General features: G+C 46.2%; 19 protein-coding genes. 4 read left to right on the plus strand and 15 right to left on the minus strand.

What is annotated here, in order from left to right; translation table 11 throughout:
* Positions 1–504: 504 nt before the first annotated feature.
* The 6 genes from HQN90_RS37215 to HQN90_RS37240 form a co-directional block, all read right to left on the minus strand.
* Positions 505–1,233, minus strand: a complete 729-nt coding sequence (locus HQN90_RS37215; protein WP_173227863.1) for a nucleoside phosphorylase — start codon at positions 1,231–1,233, stop codon at positions 505–507.
* Position 1,234: 1 nt separating this feature from the next.
* Complete coding sequence (locus tag HQN90_RS37220; RefSeq protein WP_173227864.1) at positions 1,235–1,912, minus strand: sulfite oxidase-like oxidoreductase; 678 nt, start codon at positions 1,910–1,912, stop codon at positions 1,235–1,237.
* 63 nt (positions 1,913–1,975) lie between these two features.
* Positions 1,976–2,899 (minus strand): ABC transporter permease, encoded by a 924-nt coding sequence (locus HQN90_RS37225; RefSeq protein WP_173227865.1) that lies wholly within the window; start codon positions 2,897–2,899, stop codon positions 1,976–1,978.
* Positions 2,883–3,950, minus strand: coding sequence for an ABC transporter permease (locus tag HQN90_RS37230; protein WP_079411251.1), 1,068 nt, complete (start codon positions 3,948–3,950; stop codon positions 2,883–2,885). The genes HQN90_RS37225 and HQN90_RS37230 overlap by 17 nt, the downstream gene beginning before the upstream one ends.
* Positions 3,943–5,442 (minus strand): ABC transporter ATP-binding protein, encoded by a 1,500-nt coding sequence (locus HQN90_RS37235; protein WP_173227866.1) that lies wholly within the window; start codon positions 5,440–5,442, stop codon positions 3,943–3,945. Before HQN90_RS37235 ends, HQN90_RS37230 begins: the two co-directional genes overlap by 8 nt.
* Before the next feature lie 90 nt (positions 5,443–5,532).
* Entirely contained in the window at positions 5,533–6,585 is a 1,053-nt protein-coding gene (locus tag HQN90_RS37240) for a BMP family lipoprotein (RefSeq protein WP_173227867.1), read from the minus strand.
* Between the two features lie 229 nt (positions 6,586–6,814).
* Between HQN90_RS37240 and HQN90_RS37245 the strand changes: the two genes are divergently transcribed.
* The gene (locus tag HQN90_RS37245; protein WP_173227868.1) at positions 6,815–8,173 is read left to right on the plus strand and encodes an S-layer homology domain-containing protein; all 1,359 of its coding nucleotides are present in this window, start codon (positions 6,815–6,817) and stop codon (positions 8,171–8,173) included.
* A gap of 505 nt (positions 8,174–8,678) precedes the next feature.
* Here HQN90_RS37245 and HQN90_RS37250 read toward each other — a convergent pair.
* Both HQN90_RS37250 and HQN90_RS37255 read right to left on the minus strand, forming a co-directional pair.
* Complete coding sequence (locus HQN90_RS37250) at positions 8,679–8,954, minus strand: late competence development ComFB family protein (RefSeq protein ID WP_079411259.1); 276 nt, start codon at positions 8,952–8,954, stop codon at positions 8,679–8,681.
* Positions 8,955–9,087: 133 nt separating this feature from the next.
* The gene (locus tag HQN90_RS37255) at positions 9,088–11,772 is read right to left on the minus strand and encodes an alpha-L-rhamnosidase (RefSeq protein WP_173227869.1); all 2,685 of its coding nucleotides are present in this window, start codon (positions 11,770–11,772) and stop codon (positions 9,088–9,090) included.
* Positions 11,773–12,007: 235 nt separating this feature from the next.
* Here HQN90_RS37255 and HQN90_RS37260 point away from each other — a divergent pair, with 235 nt between their 5' ends.
* On the plus strand, positions 12,008–12,523 hold the full coding sequence (locus HQN90_RS37260; RefSeq protein WP_173227870.1) for a metal-dependent hydrolase: 516 nt from the start codon (positions 12,008–12,010) through the stop codon (positions 12,521–12,523).
* Between the two features lie 13 nt (positions 12,524–12,536).
* Here HQN90_RS37260 and HQN90_RS37265 read toward each other — a convergent pair whose 3' ends face one another.
* Positions 12,537–13,022 carry a hypothetical protein gene (locus HQN90_RS37265; protein WP_173227871.1) on the minus strand — a complete coding sequence of 162 codons (486 nt, stop codon included), beginning with the start codon at positions 13,020–13,022 and terminating at the stop codon, positions 12,537–12,539.
* A gap of 124 nt (positions 13,023–13,146) precedes the next feature.
* The gene (locus tag HQN90_RS37270) at positions 13,147–14,892 is read right to left on the minus strand and encodes a sensor histidine kinase (RefSeq protein WP_173227872.1); all 1,746 of its coding nucleotides are present in this window, start codon (positions 14,890–14,892) and stop codon (positions 13,147–13,149) included.
* Between the two features lie 240 nt (positions 14,893–15,132).
* Here HQN90_RS37270 and greA point away from each other — a divergent pair, with 240 nt between their 5' ends.
* Positions 15,133–15,603, plus strand: coding sequence for a transcription elongation factor GreA (gene greA, locus HQN90_RS37275; RefSeq protein ID WP_173227873.1), 471 nt, complete (start codon positions 15,133–15,135; stop codon positions 15,601–15,603).
* 80 nt (positions 15,604–15,683) lie between these two features.
* Here the strand turns inward: greA and murI are convergent, their stop codons facing one another.
* The 5 genes from murI to HQN90_RS37300 form a co-directional block, all read right to left on the minus strand.
* The gene (murI, locus tag HQN90_RS37280; RefSeq protein WP_173227874.1) at positions 15,684–16,460 is read right to left on the minus strand and encodes a glutamate racemase; all 777 of its coding nucleotides are present in this window, start codon (positions 16,458–16,460) and stop codon (positions 15,684–15,686) included.
* Between the two features lie 30 nt (positions 16,461–16,490).
* On the minus strand, positions 16,491–17,270 hold the full coding sequence (locus HQN90_RS37285) for a Cof-type HAD-IIB family hydrolase (RefSeq protein ID WP_144028345.1): 780 nt from the start codon (positions 17,268–17,270) through the stop codon (positions 16,491–16,493).
* Positions 17,271–17,387: 117 nt separating this feature from the next.
* The gene (locus HQN90_RS37290; protein ID WP_079411275.1) at positions 17,388–17,918 is read right to left on the minus strand and encodes an ATP-dependent Clp protease proteolytic subunit; all 531 of its coding nucleotides are present in this window, start codon (positions 17,916–17,918) and stop codon (positions 17,388–17,390) included.
* Between the two features lie 164 nt (positions 17,919–18,082).
* Positions 18,083–18,397, minus strand: a complete 315-nt coding sequence (locus HQN90_RS37295) for an MGMT family protein (RefSeq protein ID WP_173227875.1) — start codon at positions 18,395–18,397, stop codon at positions 18,083–18,085.
* Positions 18,394–19,473, minus strand: a complete 1,080-nt coding sequence (locus HQN90_RS37300) for a lactonase family protein (RefSeq protein WP_246363022.1) — start codon at positions 19,471–19,473, stop codon at positions 18,394–18,396. The genes HQN90_RS37295 and HQN90_RS37300 overlap by 4 nt, the downstream gene beginning before the upstream one ends.
* A gap of 383 nt (positions 19,474–19,856) precedes the next feature.
* Between HQN90_RS37300 and HQN90_RS37305 the strand changes: the two genes are divergently transcribed.
* Entirely contained in the window at positions 19,857–20,507 is a 651-nt protein-coding gene (locus HQN90_RS37305) for a transcriptional regulator (protein WP_246363023.1), read from the plus strand.
* Positions 20,508–20,966 lie beyond the last annotated feature (459 nt).

Below are 20,966 nucleotides of genomic sequence, written 5' to 3' on the forward strand. Positions count from 1 at the left end.
CGGACGGCTTTAAGGCCGAAAAACAGCCTTAAGTGCTTGAAATGCTCGCTTCACGAGCCCATTGCCGATCTGTAGGCTCGTTTTTCGGCCTTACAGCGAGCGGATGGCCTATTCGGGCGGATTTAGGGCCGCGAAACAGCCCTAAATCCTTGCAAGGCCCTCTTCGCTGGGCCATTTCCCGTCTGTAAGCTCGTTTTTCGGCCTTACTGCGAGCGGGCGGCCCTTTTCGGACGGCTTTAGGGCCGAAAAACAGCCTTAACTCCTTGAAATGCTCGCTTCACGCGCCCATTTCCCATCTGTAAGCTCGTTTTTCGGCCTTACTGCGAGCCGGCGCTCTATTCGGACGGCTTTAAGGCCGAAAAACAGCCTTAACTTCTTGAAATGCTCGCTTCACGCGCCCATTCACCCGCTTCACGAGCCCCTTCGCCACTGTAAGCACATCTCTCCCAAACACAAAAAAAGGCAAAGCGAGTTTCCCCGTCTTCACCTTTTTCAAGTCAGCTATTATTTCCAAGCATCCAATTTACGAATAGCTGTAATGGCAGCATCAATCTCCCGCTCAATGGCGCCGGAAACGACATCCGTATGCGGGTCGTAAACTTCTCTTAAATCGGCATCCGCATAGCCATCCAATGCAACAATGGCTCCTGCACGCACGCCGCGAAGCGAGGCAATGATGTAAAGAGCAGCTATTTCCATCTCAACGGCAATCGCACCCGCTTGCTTGTACTTCGAATGAGGGAATTCCTCCACCCCTTGGAAGAAAGCATCCAAGGTGACTGTAATCCCTTTTTGAACCAGACCGTCTGTCTCCTGCGCAGCTTCAAACAGCGCTCGCACTACGTCCTGATCGGCTACCGCTGGAAAACCAAGCGGAACTAACTGGCGTGTCAGTCCTTCTTCGCGGACCGCGGCAGTACTGACAACTAGACTCCCAGGCGGCACATCTGCCGAGTAGGAGCCTGCTGTTCCGACACGGATCAAGGTCTTCACGCCGCCTTTAATCAGTTCTTCAAAGCAGACCGCTGCCCCCGGGGACCCTACACCATGACTCACAACCGTAATCGGAATGCCAGATGATTCGCCGACAAAAGTCCGGTATTCCCGGCTGAAGCTCAGCTCGCAGACATTGTCTAATTTGCGCGAAATGGCTTCCGCTCTGAAGGGATCTCCACATACGATCGCATAAGGTGCGAGATCTTCCGAATTCACTTGTAAAATAGATAATCGCATATTAATCAAAATCCTTTCTTACCCATTCATCCTCGGGTATGGGAATATCTTCTCCGGAGAAACGCTGCTCTTCAAAAGGAGCTGCGATATTATGAAAGCCGTTGCGTTCCCAGAACCCTTCGCGGTCCTCTTCCATAAACTCAAGGCCTTGAATCCATTTGGCACTTTTCCAGAAGTAAAGATGAGGGACTACGAGCCGCAGCGGCCAGCCGTGCTTAGGCGTGAGCGGCTTGCCGTCAAACATCATCGCCAGCAGTACATGATCACCCATAAGATCAACCAGTGGGACATTGGTCTCGTAATCATTGTCTGCATGCAGCATGACATACTTGCCTTCCGGCTTAACATCTACAAGCTTGAGGAAATCACGGAAAAGTATGCCTTCCCAAACGGTATCCAACTTCGACCACCGAGTCACACAATGGATATCGCAGACGACCTGAGTACGAGGCAAAGCGAGCAGCTCTTCATAGCTAAACGACTTTTCCTCGTTCACCTGACCGAAAACGCGCAGCGACCATGCCGCCATATCGTAATTGGGTACTTCACCTTCATGCAGAATAGGAAAACGATCCGTCACAACTTGTCCAGGCGGAACCCGGTGCACAAGCTCTTCCGGAATATCTACAGCGGGAATTTGCATGCGCTTAATACGCTCCGCTTTGCTGTCTTTTGCCATCTGTTCATCCTCCTAAGCGTTGATCTTATTGAGCCGCTTGCTTCATCCTTGCAGAAGCAAGCTTTATCTGGAGCTGCCGTTTGCTTTTTGCGCGTCTGCCAAATAATTGCTTTTGCGGAAAAACAGCATAGCCAGCAAAGTCACGATGTAAGGCAGCATTTGCGTGAAATGCGTTGGTAAAGAAAACCCTTGCAGCCTTATACTGAAAGCATCCATTAAGCCAAATAGCAAACTGGAAGCCATAACGCCAATCGGATTGGCTTGTCCCAGCATCGTAGCAACAAGCGCGATAAATCCTCTTCCGGCCGTCATCCCCTCGGTAAACATGGTCACTTGACCAAGCGACAGCTGGGCGCCTGCCAAACCGCATAGAACTCCGCAAATGAGCACAGCCAAATATTGCATGCGATTTACCTTGATGCCAATGCTTTTGGCGGCTACAGGATTTTCACCAACTGCAACCAAGCGAAAGCCCAAAACAGATTTGAAGAGGAAATATTGCAGGGCGAAAACAAGAATGAATGCCAGATAAACAAGTGGGGAATGTCCGGAAATAATACCTCCGATAACAGGAATATCCTGAATGTAAGGGAGGTTGACTTTGGGCAGGCCAATCATATTTTTATCATAAAAGGCACCTTTTACGTGAAAAATCGCTTTTAAGCAAAAAGCCGTCAAGCCTAAGGCCAGAAAGTTAAATGAAATCCCGACAACGATCACATTGGCCTGCAAATGAATACTCATATAAGCGAAAACAAGTGAGAATAACATGGTTACGGCAACAGCGATTAGAACAGCTACATACACATTGCCGGTATAGAAATTACCTACGATAGCGGAGAAGGCGCCGACCAATACGAAACCTTCAAGACCCACATTGAACAAGCCGACTCTTGAACAGATCGCCCCGCCGAGTGCCGCAAGCAGAATTGGAGCTACCATTCGAATCATCGAGTTGAATAAAGACACATCAAGAAGATGCTGCATCGCTCTTGCCTCCTTTCCGTCGTTTCCATAGGGTGTAACTGAACTTGGCTGTGACAAACAAAATCAGCAAGGATTGAATGACACTGGAAATTTCCAGCGGAATGCTCGTATTTCGCTCAACACCCATGCCTCCCGTTTGCAGCGCAGCCAGAAGAACCGCAGCAACCGCTGTACCCAATGGATGGGCACCTGACAGCAATGTCGCCATAATGCCAGACCACGCATAACCCGGGTTCGAAATCATGCCATCGGTATACCTGTACTGCATGCCCAGAACCTCAATGGCTCCGGCAAGTCCAGCAAAGCCACCGCTGACAAACATGCTGGTCAGCATCATTTTCCTTCTATTGACACCGCCGTAAGCCGCAAATAAGGGATTATATCCCAGCATGCGGATTTCATAGCCGGCCACTGTGTATTTAATAAATAAATAGAGCAGAATCGCGAGTCCGATCGCAATGATAAAGCCGGCATGTATGCTCATCCCTTGAAATAATTTGGGCAGCCAAACCGCTTTATCCACCATCATCGTTTGGGCAAGCGCAGCTGAGCCTGTCTTGTCTTTGAGCGGATAAGCGACCAAATAACCGGCAAACAGCGCGGCAATATAATTGAGCAGCAGCGTTGTAATAATCAAATTCATTCGAAATTTGGCATCCAGCCAACCTGCAAAGGCGGACCAAATCCCACCCGCAGCGATACCGCCAAGTATGGCGACGAGTAATTTGAACAGCGGTGGTCCTGGCACATAAAGGGCAAGCAGTGCGCTGGATAAAGCGCCTAGAATCATTTGTCCTTCAGAGCCCATATTGAAGAATCCAGCGCGAAAAGCAATCGAAACTCCAAGGCCTACCAGGATTAGGGGTGTAGCCCGAGTCAATGTATTTGTCAAGAAGTAGAAGTTGCCAAATGCCCCTTTCCACATCTGCGCATACGTATCGGGAATGGACCCGCCAATTAACGCAATAGCAATCGCGCCACCGAGTAATCCAATGATGACGGCAAGCAGCGGTTGCATCCAAGCGCTTATAGGCCATCCACGTTTAAGCATTTGAATCTCCTCCTGCCATCCATAAGCTAATTTGCTCTTCTGTTGCATTCTTGGCAGACAATTCTCCTGCTATGCGTCCTTCGTACATAACAAGAATGCGGTCAGACAGCTTGAGAATCTCGGTTAATTCAGAGGATACTAGCAAAATAGCTCCCTGTTCATCCCGTTTTCTAAGCAGCTCTTCATGGATAAACTCCATAGCGCCGATATCTACGCCACGCGTCGGTTCTGCCGCAATTAAAAAAGGCTGATTCTGCGCAATTTCTCTAGCGACAATTAGCTTTTGCAGATTACCGCCAGACAGGTACTTTACCTTCGTTTCCTGTGAGCCTGCTTTAATCTGAAACTGCTGAATGAATCGATCCACCATATGTCGCAGCTCTTTTCCTTGCAAGAAGCCCGAGCGGCTTCGGGTTTTGTGATGCCCCATCGTACCGTTGTCCAGCACGGTGCCCTCTTTCGCTGCTCCCCATTGATACCGATCTTCCGGGACATGCGAAAGCCCAATCTCTCTAATTTCACGAACGGTACGTCCTGTCACATTTTGCCCCAAAAGATGAATTTCTCCTTGATCGATGGGTAGAAGACCTGAAATTGCTTGAATCAATTCAGACTGCCCATTCCCCGAGATGCCAGCAATGCCAACGATTTCTCCAGCCTTGATTTGTAAATTCACGCGATCGAGCACCGGTTTGCCTTTGGCTCCGAGGATAGATATATTCTTCACTTGAACAACTGTTTCTCCAAGCTTCACTTGTCTTTTGGCAGATTCCAAGAGGTCTCTGCCTACCATCAATTTGGAGAGCTCTTCTACACTTGTTGCCGCAGCCTCTAAGGTACCCGTGATCTTCCCGTCACGCAGAACGGTAACCCGATCGGCAATTTCCATCACTTCATGCAGCTTGTGCGTAATAATGATGAAGCTTTTCCCCTGATTCGCCAAGCTCCTCATGATGACAAGCAATTCCTTCGCTTCAAGCGGTGTCAGCACGCCGGTAGGCTCGTCCAAAATAATGATATCAGCACCTTGATATAGCACTTTCAGAATTTCCACACGCTGCTGCAAACCAAGCGGGCATTCGGCGACCTTCTTGTGTGGATCAATCGGCAGACGATACTTGGCACATAGGTCCTCCACTTGCTGAACGGCCTTTTTGCGGTCAAAGGCCATGCCAGTCTTCGGCTCGTTGCCAATCACGATATTTTCAGCCACGGTAAAAGAAGGAAACAGCATGAAGTGCTGATGCACCATGCCGATTCGATGACGAATGGCTTCCGTTGGATTCGTAAATAAAACTTCCTTGCCATTCAAAAGAATACTGCCTGCCGTAGGCTGCTCCATGCCGTACAAGATGCGCATTAGCGTTGTTTTGCCGGCACCATTTTCCCCGACTAATGCATGGATCTCACCTTGACGCAGCGAGAAATCAACGTTTGAATTCGCTGTTAAATTGCCATATGTTTTCGTTATTTGACGCATTTGAAGCAGCATAACGGTTATTCGCTCCTCTACCTAGACATGAGGAAACTGTTTACGTCACCGTAAACAGTTTCCATGGGCAATATGCGATTATTGTGCTAATTATTTGACTGGATTTTCTACTTTCACTTTACCAGAAACGATATCATCACGTATAGCTTTAACTTTCGTAATCACGTCTTGTCCAACAAACGGACTAAGCGCTGATTTGGTTTCTTTCGTTACGAAGGTAAGACCAACGCCATCTTCTTTCAAGCCATAGTCAACAGAACCGAATTTGAAAGTGCCGTTAACGAAATCTTTCACGGTTTGGTAAGCAACAGCATCCGTTCCTTTTAATTGGGAAAGCACAATGTGCTCAGGATCTGTCACCGTACGGTCGATATCTTGTCCGGATGTATAGAAGCCTTTTTCTTTCGCTGCTTCAAAAACGCCGAGATCGCCTACTGCCGATGCGCCGGCAATAAAGTCTGCGCCTTGAGCAAATTGCGTCAACGCCAATTCTTTGGCTTTCGCTGGATCTGTGAAGGAACCTACATAGTTAACGATGAACTTCGCGTTCGGGTTCGTTGCTTTCAAACCTTCTTGGAAACCAACTGTATATTTCTTGATAAGCGGGATATCAACCGCTGCAACCATACCTACCACATTTTTCTTAGTAGCTAGACCCGCAGCTGCTCCTAATAGATAAGAAGCTTCATGCTCACGGAAAACGACACTGCGAACATTCGGAAGATCAACAACGGTATCGATAATCGCAAAGGATTTCTTCGGATTCTCAGCAGCAACTTTTTTCAGAGCATCTTCGGATTCGAAGGAGCTTGTAATAATCAAATCATAATTATCTGCAACGGCAGCGCGCAGGTTTTGCTCAATTGCGCTTGCATCCGTAGATTCAACCGTTTTCACAACAACGCCAAATTCTTTACCTGCCTTTTTCACGCCTTCATCTTCTTGGGCAAAAAATGGATTCACACCGATCTTCTCTGGAGTAATCAGAATAACTTTTTTATCCGATTTCGCTGCAGGAGTTTTGGACGCCTCGGAAGTTGCCGGCGCATCCGATGTTTTGGGTGCAGCTGTGTCCGTTTTGGCCGTTGCGCAACCTGTCATCAGTACCGTTACGGCAAAAAGGGAAATTAATGCTTTTTTCATTATGTATCTCTCCTCTGTGTTTCTCCACGTATATTTAAAGACTCTGTAAAGATCCTACTAAATAACTCGGATTCAGTCAAAGGTTTTATTTACTATTTTCGACAAAAAGCAACAAATGTGTGAATATCGTTTCGTAACAGAAATAGCATTGACACAAAGTCGTTTCCTTGTTATATTTCTATAAATCATACTATTCCTATAAGATTTAAAAAGACGGAGGATTGCTTCTATGAAACCTTTACACACATTAAAACTTGTACGCGCTGTTGCTTTGTCAGCTGTACTCGTGTCTTCCATTTCGGCCTTTAGCCCATCGGTACTAGCCGCTGAGTCCAGCAGTTCTGCTTCTACGCACAAGCAATTCCTGAATGACCATTTTAACGTGCATTTGTCTTCAACTCTCACCAAAGGTGATTTCATCAACGCCGTTAACAGCATTCTTAAGCTGAAATCCAGCCAGCCCGAAAGCAAATTTTCCGATGTGCAAAAGGATAGTCCTTATTACCAAGCTGCCCAAGCGCTAGCTGAAAAAGGCATTCTGACCGGAACCACCTTGCAAGGTGATGCTCCTCTTACAGAACTGCAAGCGGTTTTTATTGCCCTCAAAGCAGCAGGTATTAAAGAACTGGCTTATACTTATAAAGAAGACAAAGTCCAAACAGCTTTAGCTAAAGTACATATCGATTACAAAAGCAATGCATCCCTTAACCTGCAAGGCGCACAGGAGCTGGCAGCTGCGATTGACACCAATCTGCTTCCTTCGGAAAGCTTCTCTTCCTTCGATTTGAATGCTCCCGCTGACAGTCGTTTCGCCGAAGAGCTGTTGGGCAAGGTGTTATCCTTCCAAGGTTTGGATAAAAATTATATCGGAACAACGACGGATGGTGATATTTTTGCCAAAGTGAACCAAGCTTGGAAAACGGAAGATCTCATTACGGCCAGCGAATTGCGGGCAGTTTTCGATGACGCTTTGAAGAAAAACCTGGTCACGGGCTACAACTTGAAAGATGCGCGTTTTGATGCGAATTTCGATAAGAAGCTTTCCCTTACTTATGGTCATTCCGACATCACCCATGCTATTCAACTGATTGGCCTGCTCCGCAGCGAAAACATCCATGCCAAAGTTCAGTTAGAACCAAAAACTTCCGCCTTCATCTATTTGAAGGAATGGGGCGAGCCGACCCAATCCGACGACTATCAAGTTGTCCAAATTGAGAACGGCAACTTTATCGCCTATGCCAAAGAGTATGACATCGAATTCGAATTCGACAATGCTGAACAAAAAGATCAGTTCCAGCAAGTTATCCTCCAGTATGCCAAAAAGAACAGTGATGATCAATCCGGTCTTATCTATTCCTCTTGGTGGCAGCCTCTCTACTATTCGTTAACTGAGCTCAAAGACTACCAAGTGATCTCCAATAACAAAATCAGCAAAGGGCATTACTATGCACAATCTTTCTCATTAAGCGATAAAGCTGCCGATGTTGTAGAAGGCATTAAGAAGATTAACCCTAGTCTCACGGTTGATTCCTATAAGTTCTGGGTTGATGCGCCATTCTATCATTACCTGTTGGGTGATTTTAAATAAAACAGGCGAAGCAGATAGAAAGTCTGATTGAAGAGCCTGCCCCAAAGATAACCTTGGGGCAGGCTCTTTGTGAGTCCGCCACCGTAACGGCCGTCTTGGAGGTGGAGAGGCTGCGGATTGAGGCTGCGGTGGCAGAGAGAGGCAGGCTCGAGCTGGAATTGCAGCTATTCGCTGCTGCTGACGCACTGAGACTGCCGAAAAGGCAGGCTCAGCGGTAGATCAGTTGCTCTCAGCCCTTGAGACTGCCAAAATGGCAGGCTCGCGCCGGAAAAGCAGCTATTCGCTGCTGCTGACGCACTGAGACTGCCGAAATGGCAGGCTCGGCGGTAGATCAGCGGCTCTCTGCTTCTGAGACTGCCAAAAAGGCAGGCTCCCTCTGGATTTGCAGCTATTCGCTGCTGCTGACGCACTGAGACTGCCGCACCCCCCCAAACAAAATAGCCTTCAACACCACGATGGCCGTGGAGATGAAGGCTATTTTTGCTAACCGACCAGCCGTATCGACTTACACTTCTTCCGGATGATGCTGATGATGCTCCACGATGATTGCTGCTTCCATTAATTCTCGCATTACATCGGATTGCAACTGTGGATTAATATACATCCCTTTGATAAACAGCTGCCCCTTTTCACTGGACGTATACCGGGGCGGTATTTTATTTAAAACCAAAGCCAGCATATCTTCTTTGCATTTATTGCAATCGCATTTTAATTCATAGCTTTTGCTAAACTCATCAAACATATTGACGACTATCGTTTCCATTGCATTAAAAAGTGCCATCCATTGTGCTCCTTCTTTTTTCTACTATGTAGTCTATTATACTGTATAAACGAGCATTCAAAAAGAAAGAAAAGAAGACCACGGTCATCCATGCCCGTGATCTTCTCCCTATACCCGTCTGCGGCATCCCAATTCAGCGCGCAGCTACTTCAATGCGATAAATTCCTGATCCAAGCTCCACTTTGAGCACGCCATCGCTTTCAACAACCGACAGAATATCCGCTGCTTGGCTGATCTTTTGACCATTGATAGTTGCTGTCGTAAGCAATGCGCCTCTGAGCGCAGCCACCCCCGTCGTGTTCGGCGGAAGCTCGAACTCATAGACTACAACCCCCTCCTTCTCTTTCTTCCATTCACTCCGTATGGGGCCGTAATCCGAATCGAATGAAGCTCTGGCGTAATCAAGGCCGGAATCTGTCCGCGGTCGGAACTGCACCCGCTTGTAGCCTGGTTCTTGATCATCTGAATCAAGGCCGGCCACCGTTCGATACAACCAATCGCCGATAGATCCGTAGGCGTAATGGTTATAGGAATTCATATCTGCACTCCAGAAGGAACCGTCCGGTTTGATCCCATCCCAATGCTCCCAGATCGTCGTAGCTCCCTTATGCACCGAATACAACCAGGATGGATAGTCTTCCTGAAGTACTAATTTAACGGCCACATCATGATAGCCGTTATCAGAAAGCACTTGGCATAGATATGGCGTGCCGACGAACCCAGTCGTCAAATGATAATTTTGCTCGATGACATAATCAGCCAGCGTTCTTGCCAATCTCTCGCGTACACTTCCACTTACGAGTCCGAACATCAAAGGAAGCACATGCGCGGTCTGTGTATGTGCAGCCAGACGTCCACTAGGTGTGATGAATTCTTCCGTAAAAGCCTCTACGATATGTGCATACAACTCACTGCATTCCGCAACATCTTCCGTACGTCCCAGCACTTCGGCTGTTTTCACGAACAGCGATGTGGAATGCGCATAGAAACATGTGGCAATCAAATCTTTTGGCGTAGCCCCTACATAGCTGCCTTCTTTGGCATCAAGCCCCAACCAATCGCCGAAATGAAAGCCTGTATTCCACAGATATTCATTTTCACCTTGATTGCGCATGTAGGTAATCCAGGCTTTCATACTCTCATATTGCTCTTCCAAGACACGTTTATCACCGTAGACTTGATACAGGGTCCAAGGACAAATAACCGCGGCATCCCCCCATGCGGATGAAGCATACTCCTCATCCCCAAGGACGTGAGGAACAACGAAAGGAACAGCACCATCCTCTCGCTGGTCAGCCTTTAAATCACGCAGCCATTTGCTGAAAAACCGGGCAATGCCATAATTATACGCAGCTGTCCGGATGAATACCTGGGCATCGCCTGTCCAGCCAAGGCGCTCATCCCGCTGCGGGCAATCGGTAGGTACGTCCAGAAAATTGCCTCTCTGCCCCCAAACAATATTCATCTGGAGTTTGTTCAGGAGCGGATGGGAACATTCGAAGCTGCCTTTGGGCACCATATCCGTATGAATTACATGACCAGTGAAACGTTCGGCTTCGAATGCAGCGTCCTGCGGCCAGCCTTCCACCTTAACATAGCGGAAGCCTTGGAATGAGAAATGGGGCTCATAGCTCTCCTCCCCGCCTCCCTTGCACGTATAGGTGACAGTTTGCTTAGCGGAGCGTAAATTTGCCGTATAGAAGTTTCCTTCTTGATCCAATACCTCCGCGTGAAACAACTGGATGCATGTTCCGGCAGGAAGGTTTAATCGCAGATGGACTTTCCCAACCATATTCTGTCCGAAATCCAATACCGTCTCTCCCGAAGGTGTCGCAAGCACTTCTACTGGAAGCAAGCTTTCGATTACGCGCATAGGCTCGCTTTCTTGCATCACAAGTATGCTCTTGGGATGAGCTAACACCGCAACAGCCGACCAAGATTCCTCTCTGTAGACCGGCAAACTCCAATCTACTAATTCTAAGGCAGCCTCGTACGTCTCGCCGTGATAAAGTTCAGACATTCGAATCGCCCCTGTTGATGCTCGCCATGACTCATCACTTACGATGACTTCTGAAGTCCCATCTGCGTAATCAATGTGCAGTTGAAGCAGCAAGGCTCTACGGTCTCCGAAAATATCATGTTGATCCTTCCACGCCAAATTCCCTTTGTACCAACCATTAGCCAGTACAGCACCGATCGCATTGCTCTCCTCTTGCAAGAGCGAGTCCGTCACCTCATAAGCCTGCACCTGCAAGCGGTGCCGATAGCTGGTCCATCCTGGCGTAAACTCCAGATTCCCTACTCGCGCGCCATTAAGCTCGAGCTCATATAAGCCTAGACTAGTCGCATATATCATCGCTTTATGGATCTGTTTCTGAACTTTAAATGTTTTCCTCAAATAAAAAGCTGCCTTATCTTGCGGATCAATAGAAGCGGCATCGGGCGTAATCCACTGAGCTGTCCAATCCCATTCCGAAAGCATGCCCATCTCCCAGAAGGCCGTGCCGCTCCAACCTATCTCAAGACCCGTCTGGTCCCATGCGTTAATGCGATAGTAGTAACGCTGTCTTGACCTTAATTCCTCACCTTGGTAAACGATTAGAACAGATTGGCTGGATTGCACCACCCCGGAATCCCATAACAAATGACTTGCATCGAAACAATTCGCGACATCTGACACTTGAATATGGTACGCTGATTGCAATGTTTGCTTTTTGTCCGTGATGATCTGCCAAGTAAACCGCGGAGCGCGCATATCTAAGCCAACAGGATTTACCAAATATTCGCAGGTTAAATTCGTAATACGGGATATCGTCATCAAGGTTTTGCCTCCTGCACTATGGAAAGTGTGCCTCGGAATTCCTATCCGAAAAGCACCTGATATGTCCTATTTTAGTGGAATCATGCTTTCGTTAGGAGGGTTGATTCCGACATTTATACAGGTGAATATGGACGGAAATTCCTTTTTTTCTTCTCAGGTGTCCCCCCAATTTCAGAATCACTTACGAATGGTATACAGTTATCAACTAAAACATCATGAGCAGGAGTTTGGCATGTTACAAAAAACACACAGTATTGCCGGATTTATTTCCGCGGAAATCGTTCTTATTGCGCAGGATATCAACATCTTCTCTTTGGATACTGCAGGAGCTTTATTGCTTGGGTGCTTGGCCGGTACTTTGGCCGATGTGGATAAACCGGGGTCTACCATGGCTAAGGTTCTATTTCCGCTATCAGCGCTGCTTCACCTTTTGAAGATTAAGCATCGAACACTAACCCACTCCTTCATTTTTATGCTTTTGCTAGTCGTGATCACAACGCCCTTGCCGCCCTTATATTTCTGGGTTTTCCTGACAGCTTATGCGTCACATCCACTGATTGATTTACTTAATGAAAGAGGCGTTGAACTCTTCTGGCCGTTCTCCTTCAAAATTCGCCTGCTTCCTAAATTTATCGCCATTGATACAGGATCTGTAAGTGAAACCGTCTTTCGTTGGCTGCTCTTGGCCGTCAGCTTACTCATCCCGCTTCTGCATCTATTTCCCCAAATTCTACAAACCCACTTATGAAACTAAGCGGGTTTTATTTCGTTTCTACAATATAATCTCCAGTATCTTTCACTAAAAACCTGGCCTGATAGATGCCCTTCTTGTCTGGTACAGCTACACTCTGAACGTGTTCACCTATAGCCGGAACTCCTAGGAAATCGTTCAACTCTTGATTCATGGACGAGGCAAACCGAATCTTCACATACGTGCCACGGTTTGCCGGAGAAACGATCGGTTGGCTAAGCCTAGCCTTCTTCGTATTTGATGCCAACTCAGAATGAAGAAGGAATTCCTTCGGCACCTCCAAATTTGTCGGCACCGAAACATACAGAACCGTTTCTGAATCCCCTTGCAACACTTCCTGTACCGTTCCTGCTACATAGTTTGGATTCATAGGGTAGCCTGGCAATGCTATGAAGTTTCTCTCCGGAGAAACAAAGGAAAACAAAACAAACAGCGGAAACAAGCGATACATACTGCGCTTGAACTGACGCGTATAAGTCCGCGATTGTGCTCTCATCCTCACCGTCTCCTTCACATTAGATCACGTTTCAAATCCATCCTTTAACAACTTGTACCCAAGAGATGAATGATCCAAACACGACAAAAAAGAGCTAACCGAACGATTCGGCTAACTCTTTGATTTATTGCATAGGAATTGATATCTGGAAGCAAATACAACCATCCTCAACCGAGACTTCAATCGTCCCTTTATAATACTCAATACGTTCCTTCACTACCGATAAGCCAAGACCTTGATGCTCACCGTCCACCTTCGTGCTGTAGCCAATTGAGAACATTTGGTTATAGTCTTCGAGTTGGAAATCAGGCTGCACAGGATTAGACACGGAAATTGTCAAATGATTGGACTCCGACCACCCATTTACCATGACATCGCGTTCACCTGGGGGAAATTTATTCACCTCATCAAACGCATTGTCAATCAAGTTTCCAATAATTTTGACGATATCAACAGATTTAACCCCCAAGGATAAGCCTTCCAGGCCGGTAAACTGGTAACTGAATTCAATCTTGGTCCGCATGGCCAGCGCAATTTTCGCTTGAATTAAAGCGGCAATCGCAGGATGACCAATCCGAATGATATCATTTACTTCATTAATTTCTTCAATTAACTCTTTCATATATCTCATTTGATCTTCTTTTTTTCCATTGGCCAGCAGCGCATACATCGTTTGAACGTGATTGAGAAAATCATGCCGTTGGCTGCGAATTGTCGCAAACATAAGGTCCACGTTCTGAATATACAGTTCTTGCGTCGATTGTACGGCCGTCTCTCGACTCTTCGTAATAAAACGAAATACAAAATAAATAAACACACAACTAAAAATAGTAAACAAAACGATCAGCAGCGAGAGTTGAACAAGCTGTTTGTTCAGCGTCTTTTGAATGGTCTGATAATCAGAAACGATCGTAATGACGAAAGGAACCTCACTTTGAACCTCAGTCAATTTCTTCTTGACTGGAACATACATGAAGGTTTTGAGAATCGGCTTCCCTTGCCATGACTGTACGACGCTAACCGGTTTGTTCTTCTCTATGGATTCCTTATAGTAAGTTAAATCTTTATCATTCGTTATGTTATAGGTACCGAATAAAACGGGTCGGTCATACACCGAAATGAAGGGAACGCCGTTGCTGTCTTTGTACTCTATCGGTTTTGTGCCAAACGTAACGCCATTCAAACCTGATATTTCCATAATATCCAAATTCGATGCTAATGTTTTCTTCACAATGGTGTCTGCGCCCACAATTTGTTTGAAGCGCTGAATTTTGTCCGCGTTGACAAATACGCAAATGATGTAATTCGTAGTGCCATCGTTAAAATAGCCAAACTTGCTCACATCGCTTGAACCTGATGCTGGAACTTCATAGATGCCTGAAAAGAAATTTTTCAGCTTCTGCCCTTCCGGAATCGTGACCTGATGATTATCGAACAATTGGCTGAATGCCGTAAACCAATACCCGAAGGATTTCGTACTCACTAATGTAAGCTCTTTGGGTTCGGATGACTTATCCACCATAATATCGGCGCCATTTCGTTTCATGAGTGAAATACCGTCGATTCCCGCTTGCTTGGCAAGCTCAACTAATTGTTCATTCGTGACCTTCGCGATATCCGGATCGAGCTGACTTTTGACGAAGAGCGCAACAGAACGAAGATTTTCACCGATTAAATCCTCGACATAAAAGGAGCCTTCTTCTGATTGTTCTATGGAAGTACGAATTTGAATAGCCGTTGACTCCATTCGCGCGGATAAAGCTTGTGTCAGCAGGGATTTGGTGAACCAGTAATAGGACGTATTATTCGTTACCAGCAGCAAAATAACAATAATAAATGTGACAAAAATGACTTTGGAGTTGATTCTCATGGAGTTTCACACTTTCTTTTTAATGTAAACTTGATACTACAAAGTCGACATCAAACATATTTCGTTTTCATTCGACATTAACCGAGAGAATGTTCCTCTTTCAGTAGTATAGTAGGATAAGAAAGCGTTGTCTATCAATTAATATATACGCACTAAATCGTATCGTGACAAAGGGTTGCTTTACTTGCCTCTGTTACTTTAGTAGTATAACAAGTATCGAATAAATGAGGAGCTGTAAACATGTCCAATGACGAGATCATATTAACCCCAGAGGGTTTACGCAGTTTAGAATTAGAACTTGAAGACTTAAAAACAGTTAAACGCAAAGAACTGGCCGCCCGGATCAAAATGGCTATCAGTTACGGAGATTTAAAGGAAAACAGTGAATATCATTCTGCCAAAAATGACCAATCCTTTATGGAAACCCGAGTTTTGACGATTGAAAGAATGCTGAAGAAGGCTCGTGTCGTGAAGAATATCGACGCCTCCAAAGTTCAGGTTGGGTCCATCGTTGTCTTGAATGATGTGGAATTTGCTGAGAAAATCGAGTACAAAATCGTCGGCACCTCTGAAGCTGATGTTAATGAAAACAAAATTTCCTATGAAAGCCCGCTAGGTATTTCGCTTATGAATAAATCGGTTGGCGATACAATAACGGTCAATGCCCCTATGGGTGTCATAACCTACGAATTGCTCGAAATCAGAGTATAACAACCACATTTAAAAGAAAACCAGAAAAAAGGCGTAGTCGTGCAGCATTTGCTGTCAGACAACGCCTTTTTGGATGTCATTTATACGCCTACCTCTTGAAACAGATGCAAGGCGCGTTGCAACTTCTGGATGTAAGCCGCGTCGTGGCTCGAGCACATAAACTTAAGATCGCCTCGCCCTTCTCCACGAAGTTGACCACGATGCTCCAATAGCTGAATCAGCCGATTAACGGTTCCTGCACTGCCATCAACAATTTGAATATGCCCCGGCAAAATCGTTCTCAAAATCCGTCTATAAAAAGGATAATGCGTACAGCCCAGAACAACAGTCCCATAGGAACTCAGATCATATTCCGATAGCTTCGCTTGAAAATATGCGATAATAGACTGACCTTCCACCTGAAACTGCTCACAGTATTCAACAAGTTCAGGAAGCGGCAGCGAATCTACCATTCCCGTATCATCAATGCGAGAAACCAAATCTCGATATTTGGATTCCTTCAGTGTCAAAGGTGTCGCGAACACGAGCACTCTTTTGCCGGAAGAACGGTTCATTTCAAGTGCCGGCTTAACCGCAGGCTCCATCCCAATAATAGGCATATCATAGAGCTTTCTTAACTCTGTAATCGCAATGCTGGTCGCCGTATTACAAGCAATGACAAGAGCTTTAACCTCTTCCTTGTGAATCGTTTCCACGCACTCTTTTACGAAAGTAAGAACCTCTTCCTTCGATTTGGTCCCATAGGGCACATGCAGCGTATCTGCAAAATATAAAAAGTCCTCATGCGGCAGCTGCTTCATGGCTTCGTGCAAGACCGATATTCCGCCTATCCCTGAATCAAAAAAAGCTATTCTCATTGTATTCACCCTGTATGTATTCTGGCTTAATTAGAGCAGCCCTGCCGTAACCAGGCCGTTGCGAATGCCTTCATCGTCCACATGTGTCGTTACGTGATCCGCGTAAGGCAGCAAATCCTTGTGGGAATTCCCCATCGCAATGCCAAATCCGACAAAATCCAGCATCTCCATATCGTTCAAACCATCGCCAAATGCAACAGCATCTTCCGGCTTCAAACCTAGAAGCTCCAGCATCGCGGCGATTCCTTGTGCTTTCGAGCCGCCGGCAGGCAGTACGTCCATCGCTTGCTGATGCCAACGGATCAGCTTGAATTCCTTCTGTAATTCTTCATACAACTGCTCATCCCCGTCTTCGCAATGCAGGAAAATTTGGTAAACATCATTCGTTTTCCAGAAATGCGGATCATAGGCAGGCAAATCCACCTTCAAGGAGGATACGGCCCCAATAACAAACGGATGATCTTCCGTGTCAGTGAAGTAAGCATGCTCTCCTTCAAATACGAGAGAGTGCTTGTGTTTGGCAGCCAGATTGACCAAAGCTTCGATGCTGCTTTTGGCCATAATGCGCCTGTAAAGCGGCTCGCCGCGGTATACAGCGTAACCCCCGTTTAAGCAAACGTAGGAATCTATGCCAAGCTGCTCAGCTAACGGTTTAATGAAATAAGGCGCTCTTCCCGTGGCAATAACGGGCTCAATGCCTTGCTCTTTCAATTGGTGAATAGCTTGTATCGTACTAACCGGAACTTCTTTCTCTTCGTTAACTAACGTACCATCAATATCAAAAAAGACAATTTTGTACACAGTGCGGATCTCCCTTTCCCTAGGCGGCAGCACAAGCTGCCAACCAACTCTCTTTCTTTCATTAAACACCAAATAGCGATAAAAAACAAAGAAAAAGAGAATCCTCTCGGCTCCTCTTCTCTGCTTTTATACAATTTCGTCAATGATCCCATGCGTCAACGCCTCATCCGGGCTCATATACCAATTCCGCTGATTCTCCTGAACACGGAGCAATTCGTCGGAACGCAGCTTGGTTTTCGATAAAATGTACTCGTCATAGATGTTTTGCAGCCTCTGTGTTTCATCCACCCGGTTCTTTAAATGCTCCAAATGCCCGTCAATATGTGTAGAAACCGAATGATACATAAATGTACTTAGTTTGCCGGCGTGCCGTTTATGGCCGCTTACGGCGATCAGTAAGCTCATACTAGCAGCAAGTCCATACACGTAGGTATGCACAGGCGTCTTGCTATTATCAATTACATTAATCAAAGCCAAGCCATCATACACACTGCCTCCGTTGCTATTAATAATCAGGTCAATGGGCAGACGCTTGAAATCCTTTTCTCGCTTATCCTTGTCATCATCATATTGATTAATTTTCATGATTTGTTCCACAATTGTTTTCACAGAGCTTTTATTTATGCCATCGAATAGATACAAGGTTCTGTCATTCATAACATGCCTCCTGTCCGTATGGCCTACTGATACAGTTAGTCTATTCTCGTCTTTTAAACTTTGTAACTACCGATTTTTCTTTTCTCAACTTTTGGGCTAAGGTGTTCCATCGTCCAAAAAAGAAACCCCACAACTGAATCATCAAGTTGTGAGGTCAGAAAAGGCTATAACGGCTCCATCTCATGTCGATATTGTTCAAGTGAAACATAACGCTGATCCTTGATCGTGACACCCTCGGCTTGCAGCAAAAAGCTTTGCATATGGGATCCTTCATCATCTTGAATCGCGATTTCACCCTGTGCATTGATGACTCTATGCCAGGGAAGACGATGTTTGGTACTCATCGCATGCAATATGCGCACAACCTGCCTTGCTCCTCTTGGACTTCCAGCCAGTCGAGCGATCTGCCCATATGTCATGACTTTTCCCTCTGGGATATCTTTGATGATCTGAATAACGCGCTGCGTAAATGGTGTCATTGCGCTTCAACAAATTTAATGCAAACTGGCTTAGACAGCTTAATCTCGCTTCCTGTCGGAGTCAGCTTCCCTGTTGCCGCATCTCGAGAGAAGGAGACAATATTGTTCGTGTCTTTATTGGCAACAAGCACATATCGGCCATCCGGAGAGATCGCAAAATTACGCGGGTGCTTCCCTAGCACAGGCGCATACTCAACGAGGGATAATTGGCCCGAGTCGGCGTCAATTGCATAAACCACGATACTTTCATGCCCACGATTGGAGCCATAGAGGAATCGGCCATCAGGCGATACATGAATATCTGCGCAAGCATTTTCTTCTTCAAATGTATCAGGCAGCGTAGAAACGGTTTGAATTTCCGTTAATTTGCCGTTTTCTTCGTCGTAACGGAAAGCCGTAATTGTAGAGCCAAGTTCATTAATGACATAACCGAATTGATAAGACGGGTGAAAGACGAAATGCCTTGGACCTGATCCTGGAGCTACCTGCACTTCATGATGGGGAACAAGCTTCTTCTCTGAGAGATCCAGCTTGTACATAATCATTTTATCTAAGCCCAAATCACACACGACTGCAAACTGATTGTTGCGATCCAAGAAAACGGAATGCGCACGTGGTCTGTCCTGCACGGACAGGACACTTGCTCCTGCGTGCTGCTGAATATCAGCTGTGACGCCTATGCCCCCACCTTCAAGCACGGGAGACAACCCCACCATTCCTCCATGGTAGCTAGTGACCATAACGACTTCATTTGAACGATCCAATGTAATATAACACGTCGTTGCCGGCAGCGTGATCTCATTATTAATAAATGTTAACTCCCCGGAAGAAGGATTAATGTGATAGGAGCTTGCTGCCCCGCAGCGCTGCTGATTGGCATCTACGCCTTCTGTAAGCGAGTAAAGCTTCCAATTCTTCGCATCAATCGCCACAAAAGTGGGATTTTGCAGCCCGTCCACTTGATGTGCAACTTCTAAGCTGCCGTTTTCCACATCATATTGGCAAGTGTAAACTCCCGGCTGATTCGATTCCGCATATGAACCTATAAAGGCAAATGTCTTTTTGTTCGTACCCAAGCATGCCACTCCCATTCTTCAACTATGTATAGATTCATTATCTCAAATCCCTTTCTAAGGAGCAAGCGTTCGGCGAGAGGCCGCGGGATAGCGCGATGGTTTAACCGCCAGCATGCGCCACGCACAACACGTGCCTAGGATTCGTGCGAACTGGATTGTAGTCATGCCCACCCAAACTGCAGCAAGCTAAGCTTCGCACCTTTCTCGAGTTAAGCTGGCATCCCGTTTCGAAATCAGGTATACTTTAAGTATCTAATCAAGCTGGTCGTGAAGCACACGCCGCTTTCCATGATGTCGCTCAGGGTTCATTCCTGGTCGAACATTGCGGAAAGCGGCGTTTTGTTTTATTACCAGGCAAATCTAAGGAAGATAGGATGTTGGGGATGAAATTTGAACAAGCGTTCGAGGCGTTCATGTCTTCACAAATTGCAGCGGAGACGAACAATCGCCGGCGAGAACGGTTGGAGCGTGGACTGGGACATGCGGAAACAGAGTTTCTACGATGCGTTTGGTATCCTGCAGCAGGACATTTTAACCACTTATACCCGGAATGGGAGGTAAGAGATTTCTCCAACGGATACCGCTACTTGGATTTTGCCTATATGCCCGGTGAAATAAAAGGCGCAATCGAGATTCAAGGCTACAGTTCTCATGCCAGAGATATCGAAATATGGCGATTCAAGGACTTGTGTATTCGGCATTGTCATCTAGCTTTGGACGGATGGGTCGTCATGCCGATTGCCTTTCCTTCGATCTCAGAGTCACCCAAGCAGTGTCAGCAGCTTATGCTTTCTTTTATTGGAAAATTCATTTCGGGACCCTGCCCCGAATCTCTGTCTTGGGTCGAAAGCGAAACCGTCAGATTCGCACGAGGCTTGCTTCGTCCCTTCCCACCCTTCGAGCTTGCGGCTCATCTCAAAGTAAGCACGAAATACGCCAGGATGATTTTGCAGCGTTTATGCGGCATGCAGCTGCTAGTTGTAACGAAAGGACAGGAACGTGCCCGCATGTACCAGCTTCATCTGGCGGTTTAATCTCGAAGCGACAGCCCCGGCTGCGGATACTTTGAGCAATAATACTTTGAGCAACAATGCTCTCGAGAGGGAACTGAGATCCGCTATATGACTCAAAATCCGATATTTGCTGCTGAAAGGCAATAGCTTTGCATTGAAGCTTACATGTGCGAACTAGGCCGCATCCCAATCTCGAAGCAAATAGATCCAGAACCTAAAAGAGGTTGAATTGGATACTTTGCCTAGACTTCGATTATTAAACTGAATATTCAGAAATTAATATTCGCACAGTAAAGTAAAAAAGGTAAGGGGTACTTCGATGGGAGCGAGGTACGTTACCGGATACATTTAGTAGTTTTTTTTCCAGTATTATTCAATTATCCAATGAACAGCTTTGAACACCTCGGGGTGCTTTCGAGGACGGCCTCTCTTCTTCTTTCTCTTACGCCCTGTACTAGTTTTTGTCTTTACCACAACCAA

The sequence above is a fragment of the Paenibacillus alba genome (assembly GCF_013204855.1).
Taxonomy (GTDB): domain Bacteria; phylum Bacillota; class Bacilli; order Paenibacillales; family NBRC-103111; genus Paenibacillus_E; species Paenibacillus_E alba.